Source organism: Pseudoalteromonas prydzensis (assembly GCF_001661495.1).
GTDB lineage: Bacteria > Pseudomonadota > Gammaproteobacteria > Enterobacterales > Alteromonadaceae > Pseudoalteromonas > Pseudoalteromonas prydzensis.
Map to the genome: position 1 here is coordinate 56,078 of NZ_BDDT01000001.1, position 25,702 is coordinate 81,779.

At 39.6% G+C, this 25,702-nt stretch carries 29 protein-coding genes; 8 read left to right on the forward strand and 21 right to left on the reverse strand.

The window, feature by feature from the left end:
• Window positions 1-88 precede the first annotated feature (88 nt).
• The gene (locus tag A7968_RS00225; RefSeq protein WP_064664576.1) at window positions 89-1,096 is read right to left on the reverse strand and encodes a LacI family DNA-binding transcriptional regulator; all 1,008 of its coding nucleotides are present in this window, start codon (window positions 1,094-1,096) and stop codon (window positions 89-91) included.
• Window positions 1,097-1,353: 257 nt separating this feature from the next.
• On the opposite strand from A7968_RS00225, the gene A7968_RS00230 reads away from it, so the two are divergent.
• The gene (locus A7968_RS00230; RefSeq protein WP_064664577.1) at window positions 1,354-3,621 is read left to right on the forward strand and encodes a TonB-dependent receptor; all 2,268 of its coding nucleotides are present in this window, start codon (window positions 1,354-1,356) and stop codon (window positions 3,619-3,621) included.
• Window positions 3,622-3,678: 57 nt separating this feature from the next.
• Here A7968_RS00230 and A7968_RS00235 read toward each other — a convergent pair whose 3' ends face one another.
• The 3 genes from A7968_RS00235 to A7968_RS00245 all read right to left on the reverse strand — a co-directional run bounded on the left by A7968_RS00235 (window position 3,679) and on the right by A7968_RS00245 (window position 9,082).
• On the reverse strand, window positions 3,679-4,884 hold the full coding sequence (locus A7968_RS00235; protein WP_244270393.1) for a sugar efflux transporter: 1,206 nt from the start codon (window positions 4,882-4,884) through the stop codon (window positions 3,679-3,681).
• A gap of 176 nt (window positions 4,885-5,060) precedes the next feature.
• Complete coding sequence (locus A7968_RS00240; protein ID WP_084447942.1) at window positions 5,061-8,219, reverse strand: M1 family aminopeptidase; 3,159 nt, start codon at window positions 8,217-8,219, stop codon at window positions 5,061-5,063.
• Window positions 8,210-9,082, reverse strand: a complete 873-nt coding sequence (locus tag A7968_RS00245; RefSeq protein ID WP_064664578.1) for an ABC transporter ATP-binding protein — start codon at window positions 9,080-9,082, stop codon at window positions 8,210-8,212. The genes A7968_RS00240 and A7968_RS00245 overlap by 10 nt, the downstream gene beginning before the upstream one ends.
• A gap of 517 nt (window positions 9,083-9,599) precedes the next feature.
• Between A7968_RS00245 and A7968_RS00250 the strand changes: the two genes are divergently transcribed.
• On the forward strand, window positions 9,600-10,880 hold the full coding sequence (locus A7968_RS00250) for a sensor histidine kinase (RefSeq protein WP_227008967.1): 1,281 nt from the start codon (window positions 9,600-9,602) through the stop codon (window positions 10,878-10,880).
• Window positions 10,877-11,551, forward strand: a complete 675-nt coding sequence (locus A7968_RS00255; RefSeq protein ID WP_064664580.1) for a LytR/AlgR family response regulator transcription factor — start codon at window positions 10,877-10,879, stop codon at window positions 11,549-11,551. The genes A7968_RS00250 and A7968_RS00255 overlap by 4 nt, the downstream gene beginning before the upstream one ends.
• Here A7968_RS00255 and A7968_RS00260 read toward each other — a convergent pair.
• The 3 genes from A7968_RS00260 to A7968_RS00270 are packed head-to-tail and all read right to left on the reverse strand — an operon-like array spanning window position 11,548 to window position 13,184.
• Complete coding sequence (locus A7968_RS00260) at window positions 11,548-12,147, reverse strand: SGNH/GDSL hydrolase family protein (protein ID WP_064664581.1); 600 nt, start codon at window positions 12,145-12,147, stop codon at window positions 11,548-11,550. The genes A7968_RS00255 and A7968_RS00260 overlap by 4 nt on opposite strands.
• Window positions 12,147-12,671, reverse strand: a complete 525-nt coding sequence (locus tag A7968_RS00265; RefSeq protein ID WP_064664582.1) for a DsrE family protein — start codon at window positions 12,669-12,671, stop codon at window positions 12,147-12,149. Before A7968_RS00265 ends, A7968_RS00260 begins: the two co-directional genes overlap by 1 nt.
• A gap of 48 nt (window positions 12,672-12,719) precedes the next feature.
• Window positions 12,720-13,184: a flavodoxin family protein gene (locus A7968_RS00270; protein ID WP_064664583.1), complete on the reverse strand. Its 465-nt coding sequence runs from the start codon at window positions 13,182-13,184 to the stop codon at window positions 12,720-12,722.
• 97 nt (window positions 13,185-13,281) lie between these two features.
• On the opposite strand from A7968_RS00270, the gene soxR reads away from it, so the two are divergent.
• Window positions 13,282-13,764: a redox-sensitive transcriptional activator SoxR gene (gene soxR, locus A7968_RS00275; RefSeq protein WP_064664584.1), complete on the forward strand. Its 483-nt coding sequence runs from the start codon at window positions 13,282-13,284 to the stop codon at window positions 13,762-13,764.
• Between the two features lie 82 nt (window positions 13,765-13,846).
• Here the strand turns inward: soxR and A7968_RS00280 are convergent, their stop codons facing one another.
• Both A7968_RS00280 and A7968_RS00285 read right to left on the reverse strand, forming a co-directional pair.
• Entirely contained in the window at window positions 13,847-14,281 is a 435-nt protein-coding gene (locus A7968_RS00280) for a GNAT family N-acetyltransferase (RefSeq protein WP_064664585.1), read from the reverse strand.
• Between the two features lie 9 nt (window positions 14,282-14,290).
• The gene (locus tag A7968_RS00285; RefSeq protein ID WP_064664586.1) at window positions 14,291-14,917 is read right to left on the reverse strand and encodes a LysE family translocator; all 627 of its coding nucleotides are present in this window, start codon (window positions 14,915-14,917) and stop codon (window positions 14,291-14,293) included.
• Between the two features lie 88 nt (window positions 14,918-15,005).
• Between A7968_RS00285 and A7968_RS00290 the strand changes: the two genes are divergently transcribed.
• From A7968_RS00290 to A7968_RS23470, 3 genes are all read left to right on the forward strand, one after another.
• Window positions 15,006-16,400, forward strand: a complete 1,395-nt coding sequence (locus A7968_RS00290) for an aminotransferase-like domain-containing protein (protein ID WP_064664587.1) — start codon at window positions 15,006-15,008, stop codon at window positions 16,398-16,400.
• A 627-nt stretch (window positions 16,401-17,027) separates the two neighbouring features.
• Window positions 17,028-17,429, forward strand: coding sequence for a zf-TFIIB domain-containing protein (locus A7968_RS23465; protein WP_064664588.1), 402 nt, complete (start codon window positions 17,028-17,030; stop codon window positions 17,427-17,429).
• On the forward strand, window positions 17,404-17,556 hold the full coding sequence (locus A7968_RS23470; RefSeq protein ID WP_244270394.1) for a rhomboid family intramembrane serine protease: 153 nt from the start codon (window positions 17,404-17,406) through the stop codon (window positions 17,554-17,556). The genes A7968_RS23465 and A7968_RS23470 overlap by 26 nt, the downstream gene beginning before the upstream one ends.
• 40 nt (window positions 17,557-17,596) lie before the next feature.
• On the opposite strand, the gene A7968_RS00300 is transcribed toward A7968_RS23470, so the two are convergent.
• Both A7968_RS00300 and A7968_RS00305 read right to left on the reverse strand, forming a co-directional pair.
• On the reverse strand, window positions 17,597-18,793 hold the full coding sequence (locus tag A7968_RS00300) for an iron-containing alcohol dehydrogenase (RefSeq protein WP_064664589.1): 1,197 nt from the start codon (window positions 18,791-18,793) through the stop codon (window positions 17,597-17,599).
• A gap of 44 nt (window positions 18,794-18,837) precedes the next feature.
• Window positions 18,838-19,197, reverse strand: a complete 360-nt coding sequence (locus tag A7968_RS00305) for a DUF1294 domain-containing protein (protein WP_064664590.1) — start codon at window positions 19,195-19,197, stop codon at window positions 18,838-18,840.
• A 51-nt stretch (window positions 19,198-19,248) separates the two neighbouring features.
• Here A7968_RS00305 and A7968_RS00310 point away from each other — a divergent pair, with 51 nt between their 5' ends.
• Entirely contained in the window at window positions 19,249-19,776 is a 528-nt protein-coding gene (locus A7968_RS00310; protein WP_064664591.1) for a hypothetical protein, read from the forward strand.
• A gap of 96 nt (window positions 19,777-19,872) precedes the next feature.
• Here the strand turns inward: A7968_RS00310 and A7968_RS00315 are convergent, their stop codons facing one another.
• The 10 genes from A7968_RS00315 to A7968_RS00355 form a co-directional block, all read right to left on the reverse strand.
• A complete protein-coding gene (locus A7968_RS00315) occupies window positions 19,873-21,039 on the reverse strand; it encodes a lipase family protein (protein ID WP_064664592.1) in 1,167 nt (388 codons plus the stop codon).
• A gap of 29 nt (window positions 21,040-21,068) precedes the next feature.
• A complete protein-coding gene (locus A7968_RS00320) occupies window positions 21,069-21,584 on the reverse strand; it encodes a DUF6795 domain-containing protein (protein ID WP_064664593.1) in 516 nt (171 codons plus the stop codon).
• A 186-nt stretch (window positions 21,585-21,770) separates the two neighbouring features.
• Complete coding sequence (locus tag A7968_RS00325; RefSeq protein WP_064664594.1) at window positions 21,771-22,517, reverse strand: hypothetical protein; 747 nt, start codon at window positions 22,515-22,517, stop codon at window positions 21,771-21,773.
• A 65-nt stretch (window positions 22,518-22,582) separates the two neighbouring features.
• On the reverse strand, window positions 22,583-22,849 hold the full coding sequence (locus tag A7968_RS00330; protein ID WP_064664595.1) for a hypothetical protein: 267 nt from the start codon (window positions 22,847-22,849) through the stop codon (window positions 22,583-22,585).
• Between the two features lie 100 nt (window positions 22,850-22,949).
• Window positions 22,950-23,540 carry an SEL1-like repeat protein gene (locus A7968_RS00335; protein WP_064664596.1) on the reverse strand — a complete coding sequence of 197 codons (591 nt, stop codon included), beginning with the start codon at window positions 23,538-23,540 and terminating at the stop codon, window positions 22,950-22,952.
• A 16-nt stretch (window positions 23,541-23,556) separates the two neighbouring features.
• Window positions 23,557-24,141, reverse strand: coding sequence for a hypothetical protein (locus A7968_RS00340; RefSeq protein ID WP_244270395.1), 585 nt, complete (start codon window positions 24,139-24,141; stop codon window positions 23,557-23,559).
• Between the two features lie 17 nt (window positions 24,142-24,158).
• Window positions 24,159-24,296, reverse strand: coding sequence for a hypothetical protein (locus tag A7968_RS23475; RefSeq protein ID WP_227008964.1), 138 nt, complete (start codon window positions 24,294-24,296; stop codon window positions 24,159-24,161).
• Window positions 24,297-24,299: 3 nt separating this feature from the next.
• Window positions 24,300-24,482, reverse strand: coding sequence for a hypothetical protein (locus tag A7968_RS00345; RefSeq protein WP_227008963.1), 183 nt, complete (start codon window positions 24,480-24,482; stop codon window positions 24,300-24,302).
• 79 nt (window positions 24,483-24,561) lie between these two features.
• Complete coding sequence (locus tag A7968_RS00350; RefSeq protein ID WP_084447944.1) at window positions 24,562-25,041, reverse strand: hypothetical protein; 480 nt, start codon at window positions 25,039-25,041, stop codon at window positions 24,562-24,564.
• A gap of 216 nt (window positions 25,042-25,257) precedes the next feature.
• A complete protein-coding gene (locus A7968_RS00355; protein WP_064664598.1) occupies window positions 25,258-25,701 on the reverse strand; it encodes a hypothetical protein in 444 nt (147 codons plus the stop codon).
• Between the last annotated feature and the right edge of the window lies 1 nt (window position 25,702).

The window sequence follows — 25,702 nt, forward strand, 5'->3', positions numbered from 1 at the left end:
TCTTTTAGCATAGTGTAACGCACAGAAAAATGCAAACGTTTGCATTTTCATTTTAAAAGGAATCGATATTAATTGGCTATTTAGTTTATTAACGTTTACTAGATTGACGATTAACTAACTCTATTTCAATGACTTGAGATTCAGCAGAGTGGCCTTGTAGCTGGGCTAATAATTTTTCAACTAAGATCACAGACGCCTGCTGAGTGTTTTGCTTAATACTCGACAGTGAAGGATGGCTAATATCTGCCATCGCAATATCATCAAAACCAACCAAAGCAACGTCATTTGGAATGCTGATATAGCGCTCTTTTAAGGCTTTCATCGCACCAAGTGCCACCATATCACTACAAGCCATAATGCCATCAAAGCATAAACCTTTTTCAACCAACAATTGGTTGATCCCTTGGTACGCTGCACGACTGGTAATATCGATGGAAACTACGTGTGGTGTAGCTTTCGCGGTAGTTATTGCAGCAAGATAACCTCGATAGCGTTCACCAATTTCAGCATGCCCGGGGTCACCTAAAAACAGTATTTTTTTTGCGCCTGCAGCCAATAAATGCTCTGTTGCTAAGCGTCCACCCACGAAATTATCACTGCCGACTATAGGGTAATTACTGGGCGTTTTTGGATCCCCCCATACCACTAAAGGCACGCCTGCAGCAGCCGCAGCTTCAATATTTGTAGGATCTTTACCTTGCCCAACCACGATAATGCCATCGGCACGGCGACTATTGATAAAGTAATTCGCCCAGTCATCACCGGCCATAAAGGAATTTGACAGCAACAGTTCTAGCCCTTGTTTATTCAAAGCGAGATTTATTTCTCCTACTACTTTAAGTAAAAACGGGTCATTAATAGATTGCTCTGTGCCACTATCAAAATTAATGATCACAGCGACCACATTGGTTTTTTGCGAGCGAAGGCGGCTCGCAGCTGTGTTTAAACTAAAGTTATGTTGTTTAGCTAATTGCTTTAATTTATCTCGCGTTTCTTTTTTTATCAATGGGTTATCATTTAACGCACGCGATACCGTCGAGGTTGATACACCCGCAAGCTTGGCAAGATCCGCTAACTTTAGTTGTTTGTTATTCATTGCTAAAAACGACGCCTTCCTTAAATCGTGAAGTTGTAATATACCACCATTATTAAAATTAGGCTGTGCCAAGACTTAAATTTCATAATAAACATCAGTGTGTATAAAAATAATACAGAAAGTTGCAAAAAATAATTGCAAACGTTTGCATAAAGTTCTAAGGTTTAAAAGAACACAGCATTAACATGCCTTAGTAATCAGTTAGTGCTTTGTTATTTATAGTTTTTTAAATAACTAACAAAAAATGGGAAAGCAACATGACAACAACACACACACCAAGCATACTGACAGGCGCCATTGTATTAGCGCTCAGCAGCCAAGCTGCATCTGCTGATCAAGACGCAAATAGCGAGCAAACTACAACCAATAAAAAAGTCGAACGTATTGTGGTCTCAGGTACTCCTGCCGGTATGGGCGTTCGTAAAATTGATGCCAGTTACGCGGTTACCAATATTGATGCCGAACAAATAATTAAGCTTTCACCAAAAAGCACCGCAGACCTATTTAAAGCCGTGCCTGGTGTGTGGGTTGAAAGCTCTGGGGGGGAATCCGGTGCTAATGTGTTTGTGCGAGGGTTTCCAGGTGGTGGCGACGCCCCATTTCTAACACTTAGCCTTGAAGGCTCACCCGTTTACCCTGCCCCAACATTATCGTTTTTAGAAAACTCGTCACTCTTTAGAATCGATGAAACCATCGAAACCATGGAAGCGCTACGTGGCGGCCCAAACCCGGTAGTTTCAAATGGCCAACCCGGTTTAACCACTAACTTTCGTTTAAAGCGTGGCAGTGAAGACACCCAAGGTTTGTTTAAATACACCACCTCTGATTACGATTTGCAACGTGTTGACGCCGTTGTCAGCGGTGAAATATCTGACGACTTATACTTTATGGTAGGCGGTTATGTAAAAAGCTCACCAGGTATTCGTGATGCAGGCTTTACCTCAGAGAAAGGCAGCCAATTTACGATTAATATCACTAAAGAACTCGATAACGGTGAAATGAATTTCTACACTCGCCAAACCGACGATCATGGCGCATGGTACTTACCCACGCCGCTCAATGTTGATGGCATTGATGCTGAGTACACCCAACTTGGCACGCTAAATCGCCAAGCGACCATTTATACTGGGCCAAATAATGACGCGCACCAAGTTGATATTGGCGATGGCCGCGGTTGGGATGGCCATGTATCGGGTGGTAGCATTAAACTTGAATTTGACAATGGCTGGACTTTTTCAGACCGCTTTAATATCACCAAAGGCGACGCCAATACATTTGGTTTAGTTCCTGCAGGCTCCGCGACTACAATGGGTGAAGTGGCTGATAATGGCCAATCGGCCACCGGGGCTGCTACTGGCAAAACTTATGAGAGCGATACCCCTGTACAACAAGTTGGCCGTTGGGTGGTACTCAAAGAAATAAGCTCATTTACTAATGACTTAGCATTTTCAAAACAATTTGATGATTTATCTATTGCGCTAGGCTATTACACAGCCAGCACTTCAGCCAACGATTGGTGGAGCTTAGGCAATACCGCCTATCATGTGCTTGAAGCGGGTGGTGAAATGCTCAATGACATCGCTTGCAACGAAAGCACTGAAGGCTGTGATTTTAATTACGACATTAATTCATCAGGTGATGCACGTACTAATGCTTTTTACACCACAGCACAGTATAAGCTAAGCCAAGCTCTCACCCTTGATGGTGGCCTGCGTTATGAAAGCCATGATGTAGAGTACAGCGTTGATGAAGGGCTTGATGGTGCTATCAATAAAACGGTGCAATATGATGAAAGTAAAACCTCATGGACCACAGGTTTAAACTACTCCATTAACGATGACATGGGTGTATTTGCACGTGTAAACCGCGGCTACAAAATGCCTTACTTTGATGATTTTAGAGATAACTACGGTGCTTACCAAGGAGGCGAAAAGCTTATTAAAGAAGTTACTCAAGCCGAACTTGGCTATAAGCTAATAACCCAGAGTACTGATTTCTTCGCGACCTTATTTACCAATGAAGTCAAAGGCGATACGTTTGTACGCCGCCCAGGAGTACCCGCTGAAATCCTCACCAATGAGGCGTACGGTGTGGAGCTTGATTATAACTATAATCATGAATCTGGCTTTTCAGTAAACTTAAACTCGACCATTCAAGAGACTGAAATCACAGAAAGCCCATCTAATCAGGGCAATAAAAGCCAGCGTCAGCCTAAATGGCAAGTGCGTGTTACGCCAAGCTATGACTTTGAAATAAACGGCATGTACGCCACACTCTATGGTACTTTGTCAGCGGTTGATGACCGCTTTGGTAATAACGAAAACACCGTAACACTTGATGGCTACGAAAAAGTTGACTTAGGTTTTATCCTTGAGCCAATGGAAGGGATCAAACTGCAATTAGCCATTGATAACTTAACCGACGAGCAAGGTATTACCGAAGGCGACCCACGTAATGCCGACGCCCCCAATGGCCGTTACATTATGCCGCGTACAACACGCTTAAGTGTCAGCTACGAATTCTAAACTCATCTTCCTTAGATCAATACCCAAAGCCGCGGTGGTTAATACACAGCGGCTTTTTTAAATCACGCTTTGCACTAAAAGCCGCTCTTGTGACTCGCTCTCTTGGCGCTTGAAATAACTAAATATTAATAAGCAGCTCAGCGCAAGGCTTGCCGCAATAAGCGAGCCTAGCGTGGCAAAGCGAAAACTAAACCACTGGGCAATTAAACCGGTACTAGCGGTGCCGAGCATCACCCCGACTTTAATGGCATTACCATAAAAAGCAGAGGTAAAACCAATTCGTGATGGCAGTTGCTCTTGTAAAATAGTCAGGCCGATCCCCGCAAAGATGCCATAAAAAATAGCATTAACACCTTGTAGTACAAAGAATTGCCATACTTGAACGGCAAAAAATACGCCAATATAGAACAACATAGCGCAGCTAAAAGCAAAGCCCAACAAGGCTGTTTTAGTGATACGCTTGCTGAGCTTGGCGCTATACAACATCACAGGGATCTCAATTAATGCCACCATGCCCATAAATATGCCAGGCATATTATTAGCAAAACCCAGTTCATTTATTGTATAAAGTGGTAAAGCACTGGCGTACATAATATTACCAATTGAAGCAAATGTTATAGCAGCCCCTAAGGCCCAAAAAGAGTGATTGATCGGCTGATTTGGTTCAGCTTTTTTAGCTCTGTCGTTAGCATTAACGCTGGGCAAAAACTTTATCGCAAAAATTAATGCCAATAACGCAAACGTAGCTGCGGTATAAAATGAGCGACTAAAGGCAACCCCTGACGCAAGCAAATAGCCAAGTGGCGGTCCTGCGACCCACGCAAATGAAATCGCGGCTCTCAGGCGAGTATTAAACTGGGTGATATCAATATGCTCTTGCTCATCAGCCCACTGACGAGCAATAGTCATAACTTGCGGTATCGCGGCATTGCCCATTGACAGCAACAACACGCCGGCTGCAAACACCTGCCAAAAAGATGTTGCGTTAGCGAATATGACTAATGCGAGAGCCATCCCTGAGACCGCAATCATAAACATTTTTTTAGCGCTTACGCCGTTATCAGCCAATCCGCCTAACCATTGGCTAAAGAGAATGCCCATTAGCGTGACACCTGTGGTGTATACGCCCAAATAAATGGGTGGACTTTGTAAGCCTTCCACAATAAACAAACTCATTAGTGGATTAACAAATGCGCCAATTAAGCCCGTTAATAAGCTTAACAAGATAAATACCACACCATATTGTTTGCATATCGACTTCAAAAAACACCACACAGACACTAAAAATAGGCCGCGCATTATACGCGGCTTTAAGTAATATTAAAATACAAAGTGGGTTATTTAATAATCACTATAATTTACATTAAGCGCATTTTACCGACCATTAAACTACGTATAAAAACACAGTCACAGCTTGTAAACTGTGGTTTTTTGTTCGCTCAAACATCTAAAAACAGCGTATTGATAAGTGCAATATGCTGTGCTTCAACTTGTTGTTTTAACGCCTGAATAAAATCCATTGCCGTTGCAGGTCGGTTTGGATACGCATACTCTTGCCATACTGATTTAAGTGCGCTAATTATAGCTTCATCGCCTATTTCAGCTCTTAACTTAGCAAATACGATCGTTGCTTTTGAATATTGATCATAGCTTTTTGTTGAATCAATCAACGCCACTTTAGCGGCAATATCCATACGCGATGCTTGCTTGTAGCGCTTTGTTTCATAATCAACTAATGCGTTCATAGCGGCTTTACCGTAGCGCTTTTCTATGATCACTAGTTCGATATATTTGGCCATCGACTCAACTAAAAAAGCACTGTCTGCAGGCACACTATTACCAATATCATGACCAAACCACTGATGCGCAGTTTCATGCACTGCACGGCGATAACGCTGATCAAAGCCAGCATCATCGCTTGGTCGAGCCCTAAAACCCACTTTATCTTCAATTAGTATAATTTGCGGTAAGGCATAGCCAGTACTCCCAAACGGCGCAGCAGCAACTAAGCTCAATTGCTTGGCTTTATACGCAACAATATTATTTTTAAACCAATCAAGTGTGTCGCTCATCGCTTGTAAATTAACGGCGGTTGCATCGGCACGCTCAAGCACATCTTGATTTTTTGCGAATACTTGTAAAGTAATACCATCATGCTTTTTCGTTTCAGCAGTAAAAGGCACTGACAGCCAAGCTGGTAAGTTATTAATGGCAGTCAATGTTTTAAACTCAAATATCTCACGGCCCTGCTCACGTTGATGCGCAATTTGCTTGCCCTGTGTCACAACTTGATACCCCGCTGCCGTTGATATTTTGCTCGACATCGTTATGCGCTCATAGTGCTCTGGTCTATTTTGCCCTTTAGTAAGTAACGCTGAAGCTAAAGGGCGAACCTTTGGTTGCAAACCATATTGAGCTCGTAAGCTTGTATCTGTTAACTCATAGTTGATTTGATAGCCAATGGTTGGCAGCACCGGAACTGCTCGAATATAGCTAAACTCTGGGGTAATGATTTGATGCCCACCAGCTGGCCACAATGTTGCTTGATGTACTTCAAATTGTGTTGTTAATTGCCGTGTCTCATGCGGTTTTATTGCTACTGCAAACTCATACACAGCTTGATTTAAGTCAGGATAAAAAGCGATTTGTGTCGCACCTGCAATCTTCACCTTCGCCCACTTATAAAATCCCGCTCTGCCGACTAAAATTTGCTTAATTGCCCTTGCATGCGGATTCTTTAAGGTGTACGTAAGATCAAACTTGGCAAACTGCTGATGTGGATAAAAGTCAATTTTTGCATCAATATGGCTAACCTGAGGTTGCAATTTATGCTGCCAATCTGCAAAGGTTTTTTCATAATTGGCTTTAAAGGCTTCACGTTTATGTGAATTGGTGAGCGGCTTTTCGTAAACCAAACGCATATGTAATTGCACAAATAGACCGATTGAGAGAAGTACTGGCATAATTAACCATGCATCTTTTCGCTTAACAGCACGCCTGCCAAGCCCTGCACCGCGATGATTAAATGCGCAACTTAGCAATATAAAGCTTATGCAGGCCACCAACCACACCGACATATATGGCCAATAACTATTCAAACTTGCACGATATTGCCAAAATTCATTAGGTGGTTGTAAGGGGGTCCAAGCTAGACTCCAAAATGTATGAGTGAGTCCTAAGTAAGTCATAACCGGTGTAAATTTGAGTAATAACATTACAAAAACAACCAGTGCTGCAATCAGTATTGAACGACAAAGATTAAACACACACACCGTTACCCATGCAATTAGCATCAGGGGTAGTGCCGTTAAACATAAAACATATACATGATCATACGCTTGATATTGACTACCATTAAACCACTGCGCTAAGGAAGCGCCCACAAAGCTCATCGTTGAAAAAATAATAACCAAGGTAGTCAGTATCAGTAATTGACTAGATAAAATAGTGGCCGTTTTAACTGGCGTTACAGCGATTAACTCAGCCATATTAAAACGCTTTGCATAACAGCTTACCTGCCAGCTCCAAAGCACCATCAATAAACACCCAATCAGTATTTGCATATCAAATGCATAGTGATTAATTGCATCGATGCTGGTTGCGCTTATTACACTCAGCGGCTCTGCATAATCAGCAGAAGAGGCAACACTATTGAAAACCATGGCAGGCCAAACTAATAAAATTAATAGTGTCATTGGGTGTTTTAAAACATTGCAAAGCGCGGCTTTATAAAATGCGAAAAATATCGGCAGTTCATGGTTTATTGCACTCGCAGGTTGGTACGAAACACTTGCTACTGTCACTGACTGTGAATAGCTCAGTGCATTTTTTACTGGCTTATTGAACGAGCTAAAAACGCTACTCGCAGCAACCGCACTACAATAGATAACGGTTGTGAGTAACAATATCAGCACCCGATTAACGGCTATAGCCCAGCCCTGAGGCTCAATAAAGCTACCTATAATCGCGGTGTATGCAAAAGGATCTAACCATATAAACAGTTGATAACTGGTTTCGCTGATAATACTACTTCCCGCTAATATGCGATTGCCTGTAACACTTGCAAGCAGTAAGTAACCAATCCATAAAACTGCAAATACAACATAGTTCACCAGAGCACTGCTGAATTTTTGGCAAAACCAAAATGCAATTACGCCAAGCAAGCAACTATTAGGAAGCAACACAAACAGGCTGTTCCAAGCCAGTTGGTTGATAATTTGCCAGTCAAAACCTTTGCTATGCATTTGCATAACCACCATTACCAGCGTACTGATAAGCGCAATCACAAACACACACAACACCAACGTACCTACACGTAGCAATGCACTTTGTTTAAACGTGATAGGCGTCACTGCCACCAGCTCTTGCATATTGTGTATTTGATCACGCAAAAAAAATGTCGGTGCTAAAGCTCCTGTAAGTAAAGCTAGTTGCATCATGTGTAGTGCAACTAAATGGAGCTTAAATTGGTTTATAACGTCGCTGCCTTCGACGGCTAAACCTGATGCTAATGTAAACGCAAATAGCGGGGCGGCTAAAAAGCAAAGCCAAACCAAAGGCTGGCGAAACACATAACCTAGTTCGTTGATCAGTCGCATGTGTTACTACCTCGCGATCTCAACTCATAAAAGTATGTATCTTGCAGCGTCACTTCAGCAGGTATTGCATGTTCAGCGGGCGCCACTCTGGCATAAACACGAAATAACGGTTTGCCGTATCGATAACTTTGGCTTAATACAACGGCCCCTTGGGGTAATGCGGTAGGAAGGCTTTTTAGCAGCCATACATAACCATGTAATGGTTTTATTAGTGCATCTACTTCGCCACTTTGAATTAACCGACCTTGATTGATCATCGCTACAAAATGACACTGATTTTCTATATCTTCCACAATATGGGTAGATAACAGCACCAGACGCTGCTTACTAATAGTTACGAGTAAATTATTGAGACTTTCACGCTCTGCGGGGTCTAGCCCAGCGGTTGGTTCATCTAAAATAATCAGCTTAGGATCACCTAGCAACGCTTGAGCAATACCAAAGCGTTGTTTCATCCCACCAGAAAAGTGGCTCACCTTTTTGTTTGCAAACTGAGATAAATTTAATAGCGCCAAGAGCTCACTTATTTGCTGCTTTCGATCTTTTCTACCCAGGCCCTTTAAAATTGCGATATGCTCCAGCAAAGCAATACAACTCATATTTGGATAAACACCAAATTGCTGCGGTAAATAGCCTAGTTGCTTGCGCATTTCATCGGGATGTTGCAACACATCTAAACCGTTAAAATTCACCTGACCATTATCAACGCTTTGCAAACAAGCAAGCGTGCGCATTAAGCTTGACTTACCCGCGCCATTTGGCCCAAGTAAGCCAACCATTCCGGTTGGTAAAGTAATGGAAATATCACTTAATGCTTGGGTCCCATCTGCATATTTTTTATTAATATTTGTAAGTGTTAGCATCGTTATGTTCCTCAATTGACGAATAGTCACATTAAGCAACAGCTATACAATCAGCTAGCAAGTAATGATCAACACCTAAAACTAAGGGATAAGAGTAACTATTGGCTACTCATCATTAAAAACCTTACTTTCATCATTATCTGCATGTTTTAAACAACATAAACACTAAACTACCCCAGAGTTTGAGTAATTATGAACTCTAAAAATGTAAATTTACGAGCGCAAAGATGTGTTTTAGGCTCTTAAAGGTTAAAGTAATATATCAACTGAATTTAAATTGGAGTTAAATGTGCAGGCGGTTATTTCCTTTGTATCACAGCGGATTAAGGTAAAATATGTTATTGCATTGCTGCCTCTTTTTGCTGCTGTTTTGCTTGAAGCCCACATACGCTACCTATCTTTAAGGCTCAGCTCACCTACACTTTACTTACAAATAAATGTGCAGCTACTGTTAGAGTGCCTGCCTTTTTTCATTGCACATGTTATGGCATTTAAGCGACCAACAAGGCTGGCTGTTATGATCTGGTTGTTAGGCTTTATCGCTTACCCTGCCTTAATGTACACAGTAAATACGGTGTTTTCACAATTTGCCAATTGGCATTATCTTGAACTGCAAGGTTGGATTTTATGCACTGGGGCGAGCATTATATGGCTGATATCTCAACGCACTATAACGATTCAAAAATCACTAATTACCCAATGGCTTAGTTCATTAATATCATTAGATAATGTAGTGCTGATAATACTCTTTTGCTGGTCATTTATCATGGCTGGAGTACTCAATACGCATGATAATCCTTTACTAAATCAACCTTTCGCATTGATTTTTGAACCCAGTAAAATAGTTTCCCAGTTTAGCCAATTTTTTGCTTATTTTTGGCAACTGAGTGTTTATGCAGTGATTATTTATGGCCTGTATCTATTTAACCGCTATATCCTTATTCGTCATTTACTCGCGACTCACGGCGTGTTTACCTTTGTCGCTGCATGCATAATTTTTATAGCGGTTTTGACCCCTTTATTAACCGCAATAGTGCTTACCCTACCTATAAATGATCTACCCACAGGCATTGCAAACCTAACCCCCAGTGGCAGCCAAAACATTTTTAGTAAGTATAACTATCAGTTTATGCTGCTCTTTCTTGTTATAAGCACCCCCATTATTTTAGCGTTTGAGCGCCAACAGCAACAAAGTAAGTTTAATGAAATCGCCAAGCAACAAGTCCAAACCGAGCTAAAATTACTACAACAACAAGTTAATCCACACTTTTTATTTAATACCTTAAATAACTTATATGCACTTACACTGACAAAATCAGACCAAGCACCGCAATTAGTGCTGCATTTAGCTGATTTACTGCGATACACCGTTTATGAAGGTCAAAAGCCATCTGTTCCATTAACAGAAGAGCTAGATTATCTTAAAAACTTTATCGAATTACACAAAATTAGAAGTGCTCATCAATGTAAATTTAATCTAGTTTGGCCAAGCAATTCAGAGACGTTTAACATAGCGCCGTTACTACTGATTATTATCGTTGAGAATGCCATAAAACACGGTGTTGAACCCAGCTCAGATGCAGCAGCAATAACGATTAAAATTACTATCAATGACAACATATTAACGCTTTATTGCGCAAACCCAATGAGACCTAAAATGGCCAAAAATAAACGGGGGATCGGGCTTAACAATCTACTAAGACGGTTAAAACTTTTATACCCAAATAAACATTCACTCACAACATATGAGCAAGAGGAAATTTGGCAAACGACACTGACATTGGAGCTGTCAAAATGATAAAAGCAATCATCGTTGATGACGAGCCACTGGCGCATCAAGTAATTCAACATCATTTAACAGCACACAGCAATATTAATCTGATTGGCCAATACTATAGCGCTAAGGATGCCTTATGTGCGCTGGCGAAATCAGACATTGAGTTAGTTTTTTTAGACATTAATATGCCAGAGTTAACAGGGCTTGAGCTATTAAAAGCACTCGCGGATCCTCCGCAAGTGATCATAGTGAGTGCCTATCAAGACTATGCCGTAGCCGGCTTTGAGCTGAATGTAACAGACTATTTGCTTAAGCCTGTTTCAGCACCAAGGCTGAGCCAGGCACTCAACAAAGTGTACCAACGCACTGCACAGCCTTTAACTCAACAACCCAAAACTATTACCCTCAAGGTTGACCGAGAAAAACGTAAATTCACCTTAGATACTATTGAGTACCTTGAAGCCTACGGTAATTATGTAAAGTTGCATCAGGTACACAACACCACACTTGCCACAACAACATTGAAGCAGCTTTCTCAGCAGCTAGCAGGTTCATTTATACAAATTCATAAATCGTACTTAATTAATAAAAGTAAGGTAATTGCTGTTAACAATGAATATGTTGAACTCAGTAGTGGGGCTATTATTAAAATTGGCAAATCATATAAAGAGCTCTCTCGTACCCTACTTTAAAATAACGCTAATAAGCGCTTTGCAAGCAGCTTATGCGTTTTACAAGGCCAATGTACTCCCTCATTAGGACATGCAGAGATAAGTGCAAAGCCGTCTATAAACAAACAATCTTGACGACCTGCCACTATTTTAAACTCTATAGATAATTGCTTTGCTTTATTGCTTGCACCTGCGTAAATGTTTTTGTAGTTGCCCACTTCATACACCTTTGGCGGACTCAAGATGATTATTTTTGGCTGTGTTTGGCCGTGATAAAAAGCTTTAATAGCTAAAATCAACTCCTCCAGCGCCTGTGTAATATCGATAGCAGAAAGTGTAAAGCGGGCTTTTAAATCATTCGTACCAAGCTGAATAATAATTACATCAACTGTGTGCGCTTCCAGATACGGTTTTAAATACTTAATGCCTGATTTATCACCACTAAATGGCGGATCTTTAACTAAGGTTCTATTTGGCTGCCCCGCTTCAATCACTTGGTGTTCTGAGCCTAGCAATTTTGCAAGTATGCCCGGCCAGCGCTCAGTTTCAGCCAGCCGTTTACCATCAATAGGGGAAATTCCAAAGGTATTGGAGTCGCCAAAACACAGAATATTCATCAGAACGGGTTCAGCGTATAGCCTTGCTGCTGTAACTGCGCATGAGCGGTCATTGCAGAAAGCGCCATTTTCACCCCAGGGATAAGCTGCTCCGGCGCTACCTTCATATGCATTGCCGACTGCCCACACACATACACAACGGTGTTATTCGCAAGCAGCTGGTTGAGCAAGGATTGGTTTTTATTATCGGTATCAAAGCGAGCATTATAAAAGCTGTTTTCAAGCACATCAACGCTGGCACTACCATGTATAACTAAGGCCAGCTGAATGTTTTCTGGCTTCACACCATGAGCAACATGCATATTAATAAAACGCGCTAACGAATTAATATGATTATTTTGCGCGCCTTTTTCAGCACCATCCCCTACATCAAAGGCAATTTTAAACTGCGTTTGGCTTAAGTCCGACACATGCTTTGCTACATTGTAAAAATAACCAAAATCTTTGATAACAGGTGCTGGCTCAGCAGCGATCATTGTTAAGCTAGTTATAAGAAGGCTAAAGCCTAAAAGTAACGTTTTCATAAAGCATCCTTTTTACTTTTTTGTTTAGCCTAACTCGATTACCGCTATTTAACTAGCCTGAACATGTGAATGTGCTTTAAAAGTCATCCCTAAATAATTAAAGGTATGTTTAAACATAGCTATAAATGCGTCTGGCGCTGAGGGAGAGGTAGCATTAGACAACAGTGAAAACTGTTTTTGGCGCAAGGTTCTAAGCTTAGGTTTTAACGCCTCGTCATCCATGTAATCAGTAATTCGATCCATAAACGCCTTCATTTGTGGCGTAGTGTTATACCAATACACAGGGGATGCGAACACCCAATGATCATAGCGTAATAACACTTCAAACAAATTATAAAAATCATCATTTTTATATTGCTTGTCATAACGATAAGGTGAAATAACATAATCATCTAAGCAAAAAACAATGCCGCTTTGTTGCTTGCTATACGCATTCGCTTGCGCGGTAGTATTGCCATTTTTACGGCCACTTGAATAAATGATTGCGGTGTTATGTGCTGATTTTTCTTGCATTGGGTTAGCTCCTTTTTTTATGATGAAGCAAAGCTTAAAACCTCAAGCTAACTTAAGGTCAATAAGCAATCTGGAAATTTTTAAAAAGAAGAAAACTATGACCGTTCAACAAAAAAAACTCGTCGAAGCCAACTTAACCGTGGGCTTTGTTGCTAAACGCAGCGGTGTAAAAGTATCAACACTGCACTTTTACGAAACCAAAGGCTTGATCCGTAGCTGGCGAAACAACGGCAACCAACGACGCTATAAACCAGATGTACTGCGTCGTGTAGCGGTAATAAAAGCGGCGCAAGCAATGGGTATAACGCTTGAAGAAATCAAACAAACACTGGCAACTCTGCCCGAGCAACGTACCCCAACTAAAGAAGATTGGTCAGCACTATCAAAAAACTGGCAAGCACAACTTGATGAACGTATTGCTTTTATGCAGCGCCTACGCGAGCGAGTTGACGGCTGCATCGGCTGCGGTTGCCTGTCAATGACCAAGTGCCCTATTTACAATAAAGACGATTACTTAGGTGAGGAACAAAGCGGGGCTGTGCTTTTGAATAACCCTCAAAAAGAATTAAACAATGGGTAAATTAAAGTAGTGACGCAATAGCAGGTTTTGCCAGTTCACATCGGCGGGTTTAACTGCACGCATTAAAACGTTCAATCCGTACTTAATTTTGCCGCTGTAATAATGTTGAGTACCCGCCAACTAAACACTTTTCCATTGCGAGATTGGGGTTTACTTGGCTTTGAAAACCAAATTGTTGATAAAGCGAATGAGCGTCTCTTGTTGTCAGTGTAAAACGGCGCAACGATTGCAACTCAGGGTGGCTCATTACATGATCCATCAGCGTTTTACCCAACCCTTGTCCTCTAAATTGCTCTAACACAAATACATCCAATAAGTTGGCGAAAGTTGCTCGGTCAGTCACCACTCTTGCAAATGCCAGCAACTGGTTATTTTCAATTAATGCAAAGCACTGTGAATGTGCGAACGCTTTTTCTAACCGTTCACGACTAATGCCTTTACTCCAATAACTTCGTTCAGATAAAAACTCAAACGCTTGGGTAAATTGTTGTGCTGACAATTGCTGAGTAAATTTCATTTCAACTCCTTATAACGTGTTCGATTTTGATATAAAGACTAATGGTATTGATGCTGCAAGAAATAATGACATCGCCCAATTAAAACGTTTAAAGGTAGTTGGCTTATTTAAAAATTGTCGCATGTATTTGCCAAAGTTTACCCAAAACAAACCTGAGCAAGCCGCGACAAGATTAAAAATAACCACGCCCAAAATTGCAGAAGGCCAATAGGCACTCCCAGGTAAAGTAAGTGCGGTACAAAGTGTCATTAACACGGCATATGACTTAGGATTGATCAACTGAAAAAGCATGCCTTGATAGAAGTTTAAAGGCCTCGCTTGAGCATTCTCCCCTTTCACTTGAGAGCTACTAGCCACCTTGTATGCTAAATATAAAATATAACCACTGGCACAAAGCTGTAGAAAAAAATGCAGTTTTGGCTGCATTAAAAAAAGTTTTCCTAATCCTAATAGCATTGCCAAATGCATTATCGTCATGCCCGCTCGAATACCCAGTAGGTGCGGCAGGGTTTTAGTCACGCCAAAATGTGTGCCTGAGTGAGTAAGCAAAATATTATTAGGCCCCGGCGTGATTGACGCAGCAAAACAAAATAGCATGAGAGCAGGTGCAAGCTCAAAAACATTAGCTGTATTCATAATGATTAATTGTATTGATACAATATTGTGGTTGTTTAATAACTATTAATTGTCATAATTATATAAAATCATCAACATTTTTATTGTTATGAATACAATTTACAAACCTGATCACACTCTGTTTAGTCGCCTATGTGACACCCAACCCAAATATCGCGCATTAGCTGCTTTAATTGAACACGCTATTGACAGCAAAGAGCTGTCCTTTGAGCAAAAATTACCGGCCCAACGGCTACTCGCTGACAGCTTAAATATTACACATGGCACAGTAACTCGTGCTTATGCATTGCTTGAGCAACGAGGGTTAGTTACTGCAAAATTAGGGGCTGGCACCTTTGTAAGTAAAGTAGTGGAGTTAAGTCATTTTGAGGGCGACACAGACTTTGCTTCGAGCATGCAACCGATGATGGGGCAACAGCATGTTATGACGAATGCCCTGCAATCGTTGTCAGAGGATCAAAGTGCATTAACTGATGTGATGGTTTATAAACTCAACGGGCTTGCCTCACATCAGCGATTTTTTCAACAATGGCTGGCAGATAAGGGCTTTGATTGCTTAAATCATCCACTGATATTTACCCAAGGCGCTCAGCAAGGAATATTCACAACACTAGCAACCTTGTGTGAAAGTGGCGATACTGTCATAGCAGAATCTATGTGCTACCCAGGTTTTTATCATGCCTGTCACTCACTTAATCTATCATTAGCGCAAGTCGATATGCATTACGAAGGGATTGATCTTAACCAAATTGAAGCATTGTGTAAGTCGCGCACAATTAAAGCGGTGTATATCACGCCAAACTGTCAAAACCCCACAAATATTCGCTATAGCAGTGACAATTTAAACGCCCTGCTGGCGCTGAGTCGCCGGTATAACTTTTTCATCATTGAAGATGACGTAAATTACTGTTTGCCTGAGCATTGGCGATTACCATTATGGCAGCAAGCACCTGATCGGGTGTTTTATATTTCAAGCTTTTCAAAATATTTTGCTGGCGGGCTTAGAGCCGGTTACTTGTTGCCTCCGATACTTTGGGAGCAACCGATTTTAAAACAACTGCATAGCGAATGTTGGGCTGTTTCCTCAATGAATTTTGAGTTAATAATGCGCGCCATTAAAAGTAATGAGTTTACTTATAATCAAACTAAGCTTGCAGATGAGATACGCTATCGAATTGAACAAATAAAAAAGCTGCTTGAAACTTATGAAATAGATGCGCAGTTTGCCAGTTTAAATGTGTATATTCCCTTAGCCCAGTCGCAGAATATGTTTGAGTTTTGCGGCGTATTAAAAGCACATAAGGTAATTGTAAGAACGCTAGACGCCTTTATCCGCGACGTTCCAGCCCTAAAAGCGGAAAGTCCAAATGGTATTCGTCTCACCCTAGGTGGGCCTGCAACTCGAGCTGAGTTTGACTTAGGCGTAACCCGCATAGAAGCCGCTTTAAAGCAATTTAATCAAACATTTGAGGTGGTTATTTAAAAAATGGCATATACACAAGCTCTCCATAATGTGAATAACAAAATCTAAGTTTTACAACGCTAATCAATCTATTGTTACAGTATTGACTATAAACACTGCGCCTTTATGAGGGGATCTAGATCTAAGTGGTAATAAATTGCCCCCTAAATTAAACCTCTTATCAAAAGTAAAGCATTGTCATGCTTGCGAAAATATAAATAACCACAGAATTCAGACAACGTAATACTTCTAAATTATATAAATGAATCCAACCCCTTGTATTTTCTTCTAATTCAGAACACCTTACATAAAATATGCAGCAAATTACCATCAACTGATTGTTAAAACCACAGAGTTCAAGTAGTCTACTGTGCTCAAAAAGGAAGCAAAGTGATAAAGGAGATATCAATTGGAACCGATCCAACAAACACTACCACAATTAAAATCTAGTGCTTTAAATTTACAACAAGAATTAAAACAAAACGATATTATTATCGGCTCATTAAAGGAGGCTGATAATGCCCACTAAACGCTGCCCACACTGCAAAGATCACCCTTTGGATGTTACTCAATATCAGGTCAGGGGGAGGAAATAGATATCTGCCGTGAGTGTGGTGGTTTATGGTTTGAAAAAATGAAGTAAACCGCATGATTGCTGAGATCAACGAAGGGCCAGTTGGTGAAAAATACGAAACTCATTTTGGTGAAGCATTAGGTATTTCAAAGCTTGACTGCCCTTATTGCAGTAAGAATCTTGAGCGCTACCGTCTGTTAGAAGATTTTCATACTGAGATTGATGTATGCCGCCACTGCGATGGTAGTTGGATTGAAAAAGATCAATTAGAAAGTGTCGAGAATAGCCTTGGACTCAAAGCAAGCCTCGCAATGCTAAATAAAACAATTTGTTGGAAAACCTATTTATTTCAGTTTTTAACGCAAATGCCCGTTGAATATAATCTAAAGCCAAAAGAAACTATCAGCAGTGTGGTTCTTTGTTATTTGGTTAGCAATCAACATTTTTGGCATGTTTGCAGCGCCCGACGGTGTTGATTATGGGGCTCATATTGGAGGTTTTATCGCAGGTTTGTTAATTGGCTTTGTACTTAAGTCAAAAATAACTGACCATAACCCTATTCTTAAATTACTAAACCAGCCCGAAGCACAAATAAAACGCTAATTATAGTGACAACCTTCCAATCGATGATTGGTAGGTTGCTTTATTTATCAGTGGTGACTTTGCTAATAATCTCTTGGCACTGCGCTTCGTTCATAAACTTTGGTACAGGGTAATTCCAGTTCGCTTCAGCTATAGCTGACTTTGCTAATAAAGGAATATCAGTACGTTTAACTTCTTCTAAATTAAGTGGAATAGCCAAGTCAGTGAGTAACTGCTCGAGTGTAGCTAAAAACGTAGCGGCTTTCTCGGCGGGTGATTGCTCTAAGCAGGTTAACTGACAATAATCAGCAATCTCCGCTAATTTATTATCTATCGTACTCCCATAAAAGCGCAAAACAGACATTAAGACCACGCTATTAGCTAAGCCATGTGGCGTTCCATAATATGCGCCAAACTGATGGGCAATGGCATGAACATAACCAACCGATGCACGAGTGAATGCTTGACCCGCATAAAATGAAGCCAATAGCATGTTTTCACGCGCGGTTAAATCACCACCATTTTTATATGCAATGAGTAAATTTTTTAAAATAAGGTCAATAGCCATCAATGAACGCTCATCACTAAATGCCAAACCATTGATACCCACATAGGCTTCAATTGCATGCGTAAGCGCATCAATACCTGTAGCTGCTGTTATATGTGCGGGCACTGATTGAGTAAGCTCAGGGATCAATACTGCATCACTTGGTACTAAAGTAAAATCTGTTGCTGCATATTTTTGCTGCGCATTAGCGTCATTCACTACTGCTGCTACCGTTGTCTCTGAGCCAGTTCCTGCGGTTGTTGGGATAGCGCACAAAGTTGGAAGTTTTTTAATAACTTTAAACAAGCCCTTAAGTTGAGCCACTGACTTATTTGGTTGAACTGACCGAGCAGCAATTAACTTAGCGCAATCAAGCACTGAGCCTCCACCTATCGCGATAATACAGTCACATTGATACTCTCGATAAAGTAATAACCCGTCTTCAACATTGCTGACTGTAGGGTTCGCATTCACATCACTAAATAACTGCCAAGGGATTTGCTGTTCATCGAGGTGAATAAGAATAGGCTCAATCACCTTTAAATTTTTTAACGTGTTATCGGTTACAACAAAAATAGGCCTAACGGGTTTAAGTAATAGCAGCCATTGTTTAAACCCCGCAATGCCTTGATATAAAAGTGGATTTGGAATACCAATAAAGATAACGATGCACTTTAAAATACAATGATAACCGCGATAGAGAATACGCATAAGCCAAAGGGTATGATTTCTATGTCAGTTGATAATGCACGAAACTAGATAAATTGCCAATAATAGGTGCAAGCTAACGCGCTGCAGTTAATCAAAATTATTAGCCAAAGCACTGCTATAAATACTCGCTTTTGTGATTTATGCCTTAGCCATTGCTGCGCTATAAGCGCGCCAGGCCAACCACATAATAAGGCTAAAATATGTAAACTACGCTCCGGTACTCTGATCGGCTGGTCTGTTGATTCTATCGCTAAACGTTTATCCCATTTATACACCAAAAAAGTAATACTACTCATAATGCCGTAAATACTCGCTACAAAATAAGGCCAATAGCCAAGCAGCCCGCCAATCAGTAAGACAGCTAAAAAACTACCAGAAAATAACAGCAATGTTTTTTTAATCAATGAACTCTCGCCTATACTACAATAAAACAACACCAAAAATAGGCTGCAATTATGTCATATCTAAAAACACTTTTACTAACCTTTTGCTTGTTCTGCGCAGGCGTTATCCACGCCCAATCGGCTGATTTGGCGCCAGAGCTGGAAGTATTTAAACCTTACCTTGGCACATGGCAAGCTGACTTTGATGTGGGTGATAACAAACCAAAGATTCAAGATGTAGGCCGCTGGGAACGCGCGCTCAATGGTAAAGCGATTCGAACTGCTCACTCTATCAATGAAGGAGAATACGGCGGTGAATCAATGATTTTTTGGGACAGCAAAAAACAATCATTGGTATTTTATTACTTCACCACGGCAGGTTTTTATACGCAGGGCACCATGAACGTATTGAGTCCGACTCAGTTTGTAGCGTACGAAACAGTAACAGGTTCTAAAGAAGGGATCACAAAAGTAAAATCAACCAGTGATTTTAAAGATGGCCAATTTGTAGTATCGACTTCTTATTTAAAAAAGGGTGAATGGACAAAACCTGAAAAGCGTATTTACACTCGCAGTAACAAACAGGTTATTTTTAAATAAAAATCAGCAGTTAAGATATGCAGAGCGCTATAACTTGGATTAACTGTTAGGCGTGTTAGCAAGGGCTGCTTTTAACTAAACAGCCCTTTTCAAGAATCAATCTAGGCCATTTAAACCTGCTTTTGCCGCATTGTATAAAGCACCTAATGTTGAATCGAATACCGATTTAATAAAGCTGAAAGTTAACTCTACTGCCTTGCTAATAACTTTACCAGCAAACACTAACATATGGCCCAATAGCCCTAATGTTTGCGATGCAAAAGACGCTGAGGCTTTGGCTATTTTATCAAGCGTTCGCGCTAACATATCGTAAAACGTTAAACCGGTACCAATTGCAGCCTGCGCTGCTACAGCACTATAATATCCGGCATCTTTTAATAACGTTACTAGCGCAGCACCTAACTTATCAGCCCAATGCGAATTGAATGAAGCTTGGTTTCTGTCTTCAAAATTTAACCGTACAGGGGTACTTAAAAAATGATTAGCACGAACGGTTAAATTTCCCCAATCATTACTGCTGGCGGTATTAACGTAGCCAGGTGTGCCACTTAGCTTGTGCGCAGCTCCTTTAAGCCCCTGACCACTATCAAGCCGAATTTCCTGGCCATTATATGGTGCATGTGAAAATGGCCATAAAGGTACTTTTGTTACTGGATCAGCTCCATGTGTACAACGGTAAATTTTATCAATTCTTGAAGTGGCAGCTCGAGAGAAATTATCAAGACCGACTCTTGGCGAACCAAATGTGTAAAGTTTTACCGGTAAAGAGTATTCAGCTTTGATCCAGTCCGCTGAAAGAGTCGCCAGCGCACCACCTAAACTGTGACCAACAATGTGTACACAGCCGGTCATTTTATCTCTTATATTTGCAGCAACGAACTCTTGTAGTGCAGGCTTCATACTGTAAAAGGTTTTATTAAATCCAGCATGGACCATACTGCCATTACTGCCACCGCTTAAACCAAAGTTACCATCGGTCAAACCATCTCGAAGCGAAGCTGTACCACGTATGGTGATCACTGAATCCCCTTGATAGGCTCCTTGACCATGACCTAATAAACCAAAGCCTGTACTTAAACCAAATAAGTGAGAGAAAAACCCACCCGAGATCCCCTGCACAGCTTCAGGATTGACCCCAAAATTAAAATTTCCACGTAAAGCTGGATGCAAAGAGTTGTTTAACAAGGTTGTACTTTTAATACTTTTTGCTTTGTAGGCAAGTAATGCCATTTGTACAGCTTGAGTAGGTGTTAAAGTATTCATAAAATTCCCTTTAAATGAGTTGGTAAAAGTTAAATTTTACATGCGCCATAGATAGTAAAAAAGTGCTCTGTCGCTTCGGCAATTGGTATATCAGATGTTTGCGGCTTATCTGCAATATCACACGTGAGATCTGCAAGTAAGTTGGTTAAGGTATCGCTACCTTCATGCATAGATACTGTTACATACCAAAGTACAATGCCTTCTGGAGTGCCATTTTCTAAATAGATGTGCTGAATCAACGATTCATTATCAAACATATTGGAAGGTTTAGCTGTTTTAATGGTCTTTTCTGCAAAAGCAAAATAACCATTCTCATCCGTAGTTGCTTCATCTACATATTCATCACCATAAGTGAGTGAACGAACAACTTTAGTATTAGCAACGCCCTGCCCACCATTCAATAACCGCCCTTTTACAGGAGCTGATAAAACAAATTCTTGTTTATTAAAGAAACCAAACATATCTGCCAAAGCCTGTGTTGAAGTAAATAAAATAACTGTAATAGATACAATCACTAATGAATAAACTTTTAAACGAGATAACAAAGTATATCCCTCCTAAATCAATACCTATATGTACACTTTTTATATGCTCTTAAATCCCGCTTTAGGCTCTAAATCGATAACAATTAAACTTAATAGTATTGCCGCTTAACTAAAATACAGTCTAATTAGGGACAGCATTAACTGCAAGCATAAAGAGCAAAAAACAATCAAAAATAAAGCTAATCACTAAAAGAAAACTTCATAAACAAGTTTACAAATAATGCTAAACCCAAGCCCCATCATCAATATATAGCCATATAAAAAAGCAATAGCGCCGCCCGATGCATCGCTAATTTTATCTATTTCAATACACGCAGAGCAAAATATGAAAAAGATAAAAAAGTTAGCAATTAATCCCAAAATATAAGCTTCTCCAAATAATGGTGAAATACCCATTAATACAGCGCTGATTATGATGAGGATACCTGATAGTGCTTCTTTTAATGAGAACTTATACTCGACAATTTTTAGCACTAAGGTCACTACCATTAATGCTAAAAAATACAAGGAAGGCCAAAATTTTTCATAATAAGAAACCGCAGATTCAGGAGCCTCTACAGCATTAGCGCCTTGAGTAGGAGAGTCAAAAAATAAACCTATAAGCCAATACCCTATACCAAACATAAATAACCAAACAAAAACAAACATCCCAATGCGTTGCACCTCTAAACGACGTTTAGCTTTAGGCTCTACAATTTTTGCTAATATAAGCCCAAAAAAACTCACACATGCTAACAACCCAAACGCGTACCAAAATTGCTCCATATAAAAATAAGCAAAGCTAGGGGTCATAACTAAAAATGCGAGGTTAAACGGGTCACTATTTGGATTGCTGGTGTTTTCATTTAAGTCTATTTCATCTGTAAATAAAGCAACATAAACAAATAACGGCTGTAAAAACAGCATTAAAATACAGGTATTTATAAGGGTCATTAATCATCCTTGATTAGTTATTTCAGTTCTCTCTGCCAATCTCAGAGTTTAAATAATTAAAACGGTTAACAATTTATCTTTTGAAAGTAGGTTTTAAGCTTTAATAACCCAGACTCAAGCTCAAATTTTTGTATTTTAGGATTTTTAAATTTAAAGCCATTTGAAATGTGAGTATTAATCATTGCCGCCATGCCTTCAAAGCCAGCAGGAGCACTTGCGACTAAATCGCTCAGTAAAGGCTGTATAAGCGGTTGATGCTCTTCGATTAAGGCAGGGTCCTCGTAAATATCGTATACAAGGTTGGTCAGTGTTTGTTGGTTTTGTTGTTCCATAGTTATTTCTATAGCGCCTTAAGTTTGGCGTTTATAGCTCCTTGCTAATTTCAATTAAATTTTTCGTATTGATAAATCTATAAATTACTACAATCGTAATTTATTGTTCTGAATCTACAGATATGCCTGCTTCATTCATTTGTTTTTTCAATATAGCGTCTTTATTTTCAATATAATTATTTTCATCAAAAAAACGTTTATGTTCAGCTGCCTTTTCAAAATTACCTAATTCTGTATATATCAAATAAAGATCTTCATGAGTACCTGCTACTCTCATTTTTTCTTCTTCGATACCCTTGTTGTCGTTTAAGTATTGATTATATAAAGTAATCGATTTATGCAAATTCTGGGGAACAAAACGTCCGGACTCATATGCAAAAGCTAATGCTAAAATCCCATCAGGTTCGTCATTTTCAGCATGTTTTTGAGCTTCAGCGATATAGCGGCTTCCATCACCTGTATGTAGGCCTATAACTTCTAGTGCCTGCCAGTACCCCACTTCATAAGCTCTTTCGCACCACATTTCGAGCTGGCTAGGCGCATACATCAAACTTTTTTTGCATTGCAGCATCACAGTATCATTAGATAAATTAGGATCATTAATATCATGCTTTGGGAAAAAAGTTCCGGCAAAAGATCGGGGGCATAGCACCACTGAAAAGCACAAGATAATCACAATTATTTGGTTCATAACTGTATCCCTTTGATTAAATGCCACTCTCTGGTAAATGAACTTGATAACTTTTCACTGCACTTTTAAATGGAAAGCCTTCTCTATAAAAGTATTGACGTTTAAGCTCTGCTTTTTCATCTGAGTAACCTTTGCAACTCCTTTGCGAATAACAGGCTGTACCACCAATAAAATCTATAAACCTGATTGTTGATACGCCACCCACCTTAACAAGAGTATCTAACCCCTCCTGATAACCAGCAGCCCTTACTGCATGCCAGCGATGCATATAAGCAACTACACGGTTTTGATTCGACTGATTTAAAATAGCATTTATATTTTGAGCCCAAACCAGATTCCTTACTGTGTGACTATCAAAGCATTTTTTTGCTTCAGCATAATCAAAACCACAGGAAGCATCCATTTCTTCTAAGGTCAAATCCAGAGCTATAATTTTTAAACCTACTTCTCTAGCGGCTTTGACTAATTCACCATAAGCTTGAGGTACTAAATAACCCCTAGCCCAGTATTCATCAAAGTATTGCTGAATAAAATTGAAGCCACTGCCTGTGCGTTGATAAAACTCAACTTTATCTTGCATAGAGCGAGGTAACATTTCCATGGCAAAATGAGTAAAACCTACTTTTTAAGTTCCTTGAGTGCTTTTATCGCCTCAAATTTATAAATAGCGGGATTATGGCTTGATTCGCCTAACATAACTAAACGAGCATTACCGGCCATTGTTCTATAATTTACATCCGTGTTTATTTTATTCATTACCTATCCTTGTTTTTTATTTAAATTTTCAAAACACCATCTATAAAATTCAATAGCGTTATTATTCTCAGAGCTGTAAGGAGCAACTGCATATTCATAGCTCATTGCAAATAAAAGCTCTTGTGCAGTGAAGTTACATTCTTCACTTTTTGAATAACACTCCTTAACTTCACGCCATAGTGACATTGCGCGACTTACATACTCGTCACCCCATTTTTCATTATGTTCCTCAGTATTTAAATTAAGTAAGCAAAGCTACACTGCCTTACTTTTTCTTCCTTTTATTTCCTTTAGCCATCTCTTTTTGAACAGCGGCCCGAGCATCTTTTATAGCTTTAAAAAAGTTATATTGATATTTAATTAAGCCTTGGTATTTATTTCCCTTAATTAGATAAAAAGACAGCAGCATAAAAGCTATATTGGTAACCGTAGCAATATGATAACTACTTCCTTCTAAAATTATAAAAGACGGTAAGCAAATCAAAGCTAAAAATACAGCATAGTATTTTAATATATTTACACATAGGAAAGAGCCCTGGCTAACTTTAAAATTTATAAGGCAAAACATAATTCCAACGGAAAACAAAATGCCCAACAGCCACTCTGGACTTGTATCAAAGTACTGTGTTAACAATGTCATTCCTGAATAAACCGTACCCAAAAGTAAAATGATTGTTACTAATAAGAACCTACGCAAAAGCTTCCATGGGGGAAATAATAAAAAGATTTCGGTACCTTTAGCCATTAAAACCGTCCCCATAGACCTAACTTTAAATTTTAGCTAATCAAAACTCTTGAGTTTTTTTGAAACGTACCAAACCATACCTACTTATTTAAGTAATTATTTTAGATAGTTTGGAGCCGTTATTACATTTAAAATGTTAAATATATGTCCATTAAAACTTGAATCATTAAAATCATCCACAAATGTGGACGGTATTCTCACCACACTTTATCCCAACTACTCTGACTCTGAACGGTGACAAACAAGTGGCGAAAAGTCTGTATTTTCAATCTTAATTGAACAATTCATATTAACCACATTTTGGCTTAGTAGAGATAGCTCCAACTCAAATGTTAGAGTCTGAGATTCAACACTCAGATTGTAGGTATCTAAAAATGATAACTTTTTAAAATCATGTGTAACTTTTAAAGCTTCATCATACACGTTACAAATATTCTTTCGTTTGATAAGCGCATTACTACCTGCTTCTAAAATCTCTAATCTTAAACATGGGAACTCGCTATCAGGATGAAATTTTATCCAGCGGAATAAGTTATCATTAACCCTTTCCACATTCATCTCTATAACATCAAGGCTCACATAAGATTTGTCATCATTACTTTCAGAGTCAGTACAAAAGAAAATTAAAATAAAATATACGCTAGTAATTATTAGTTTCATC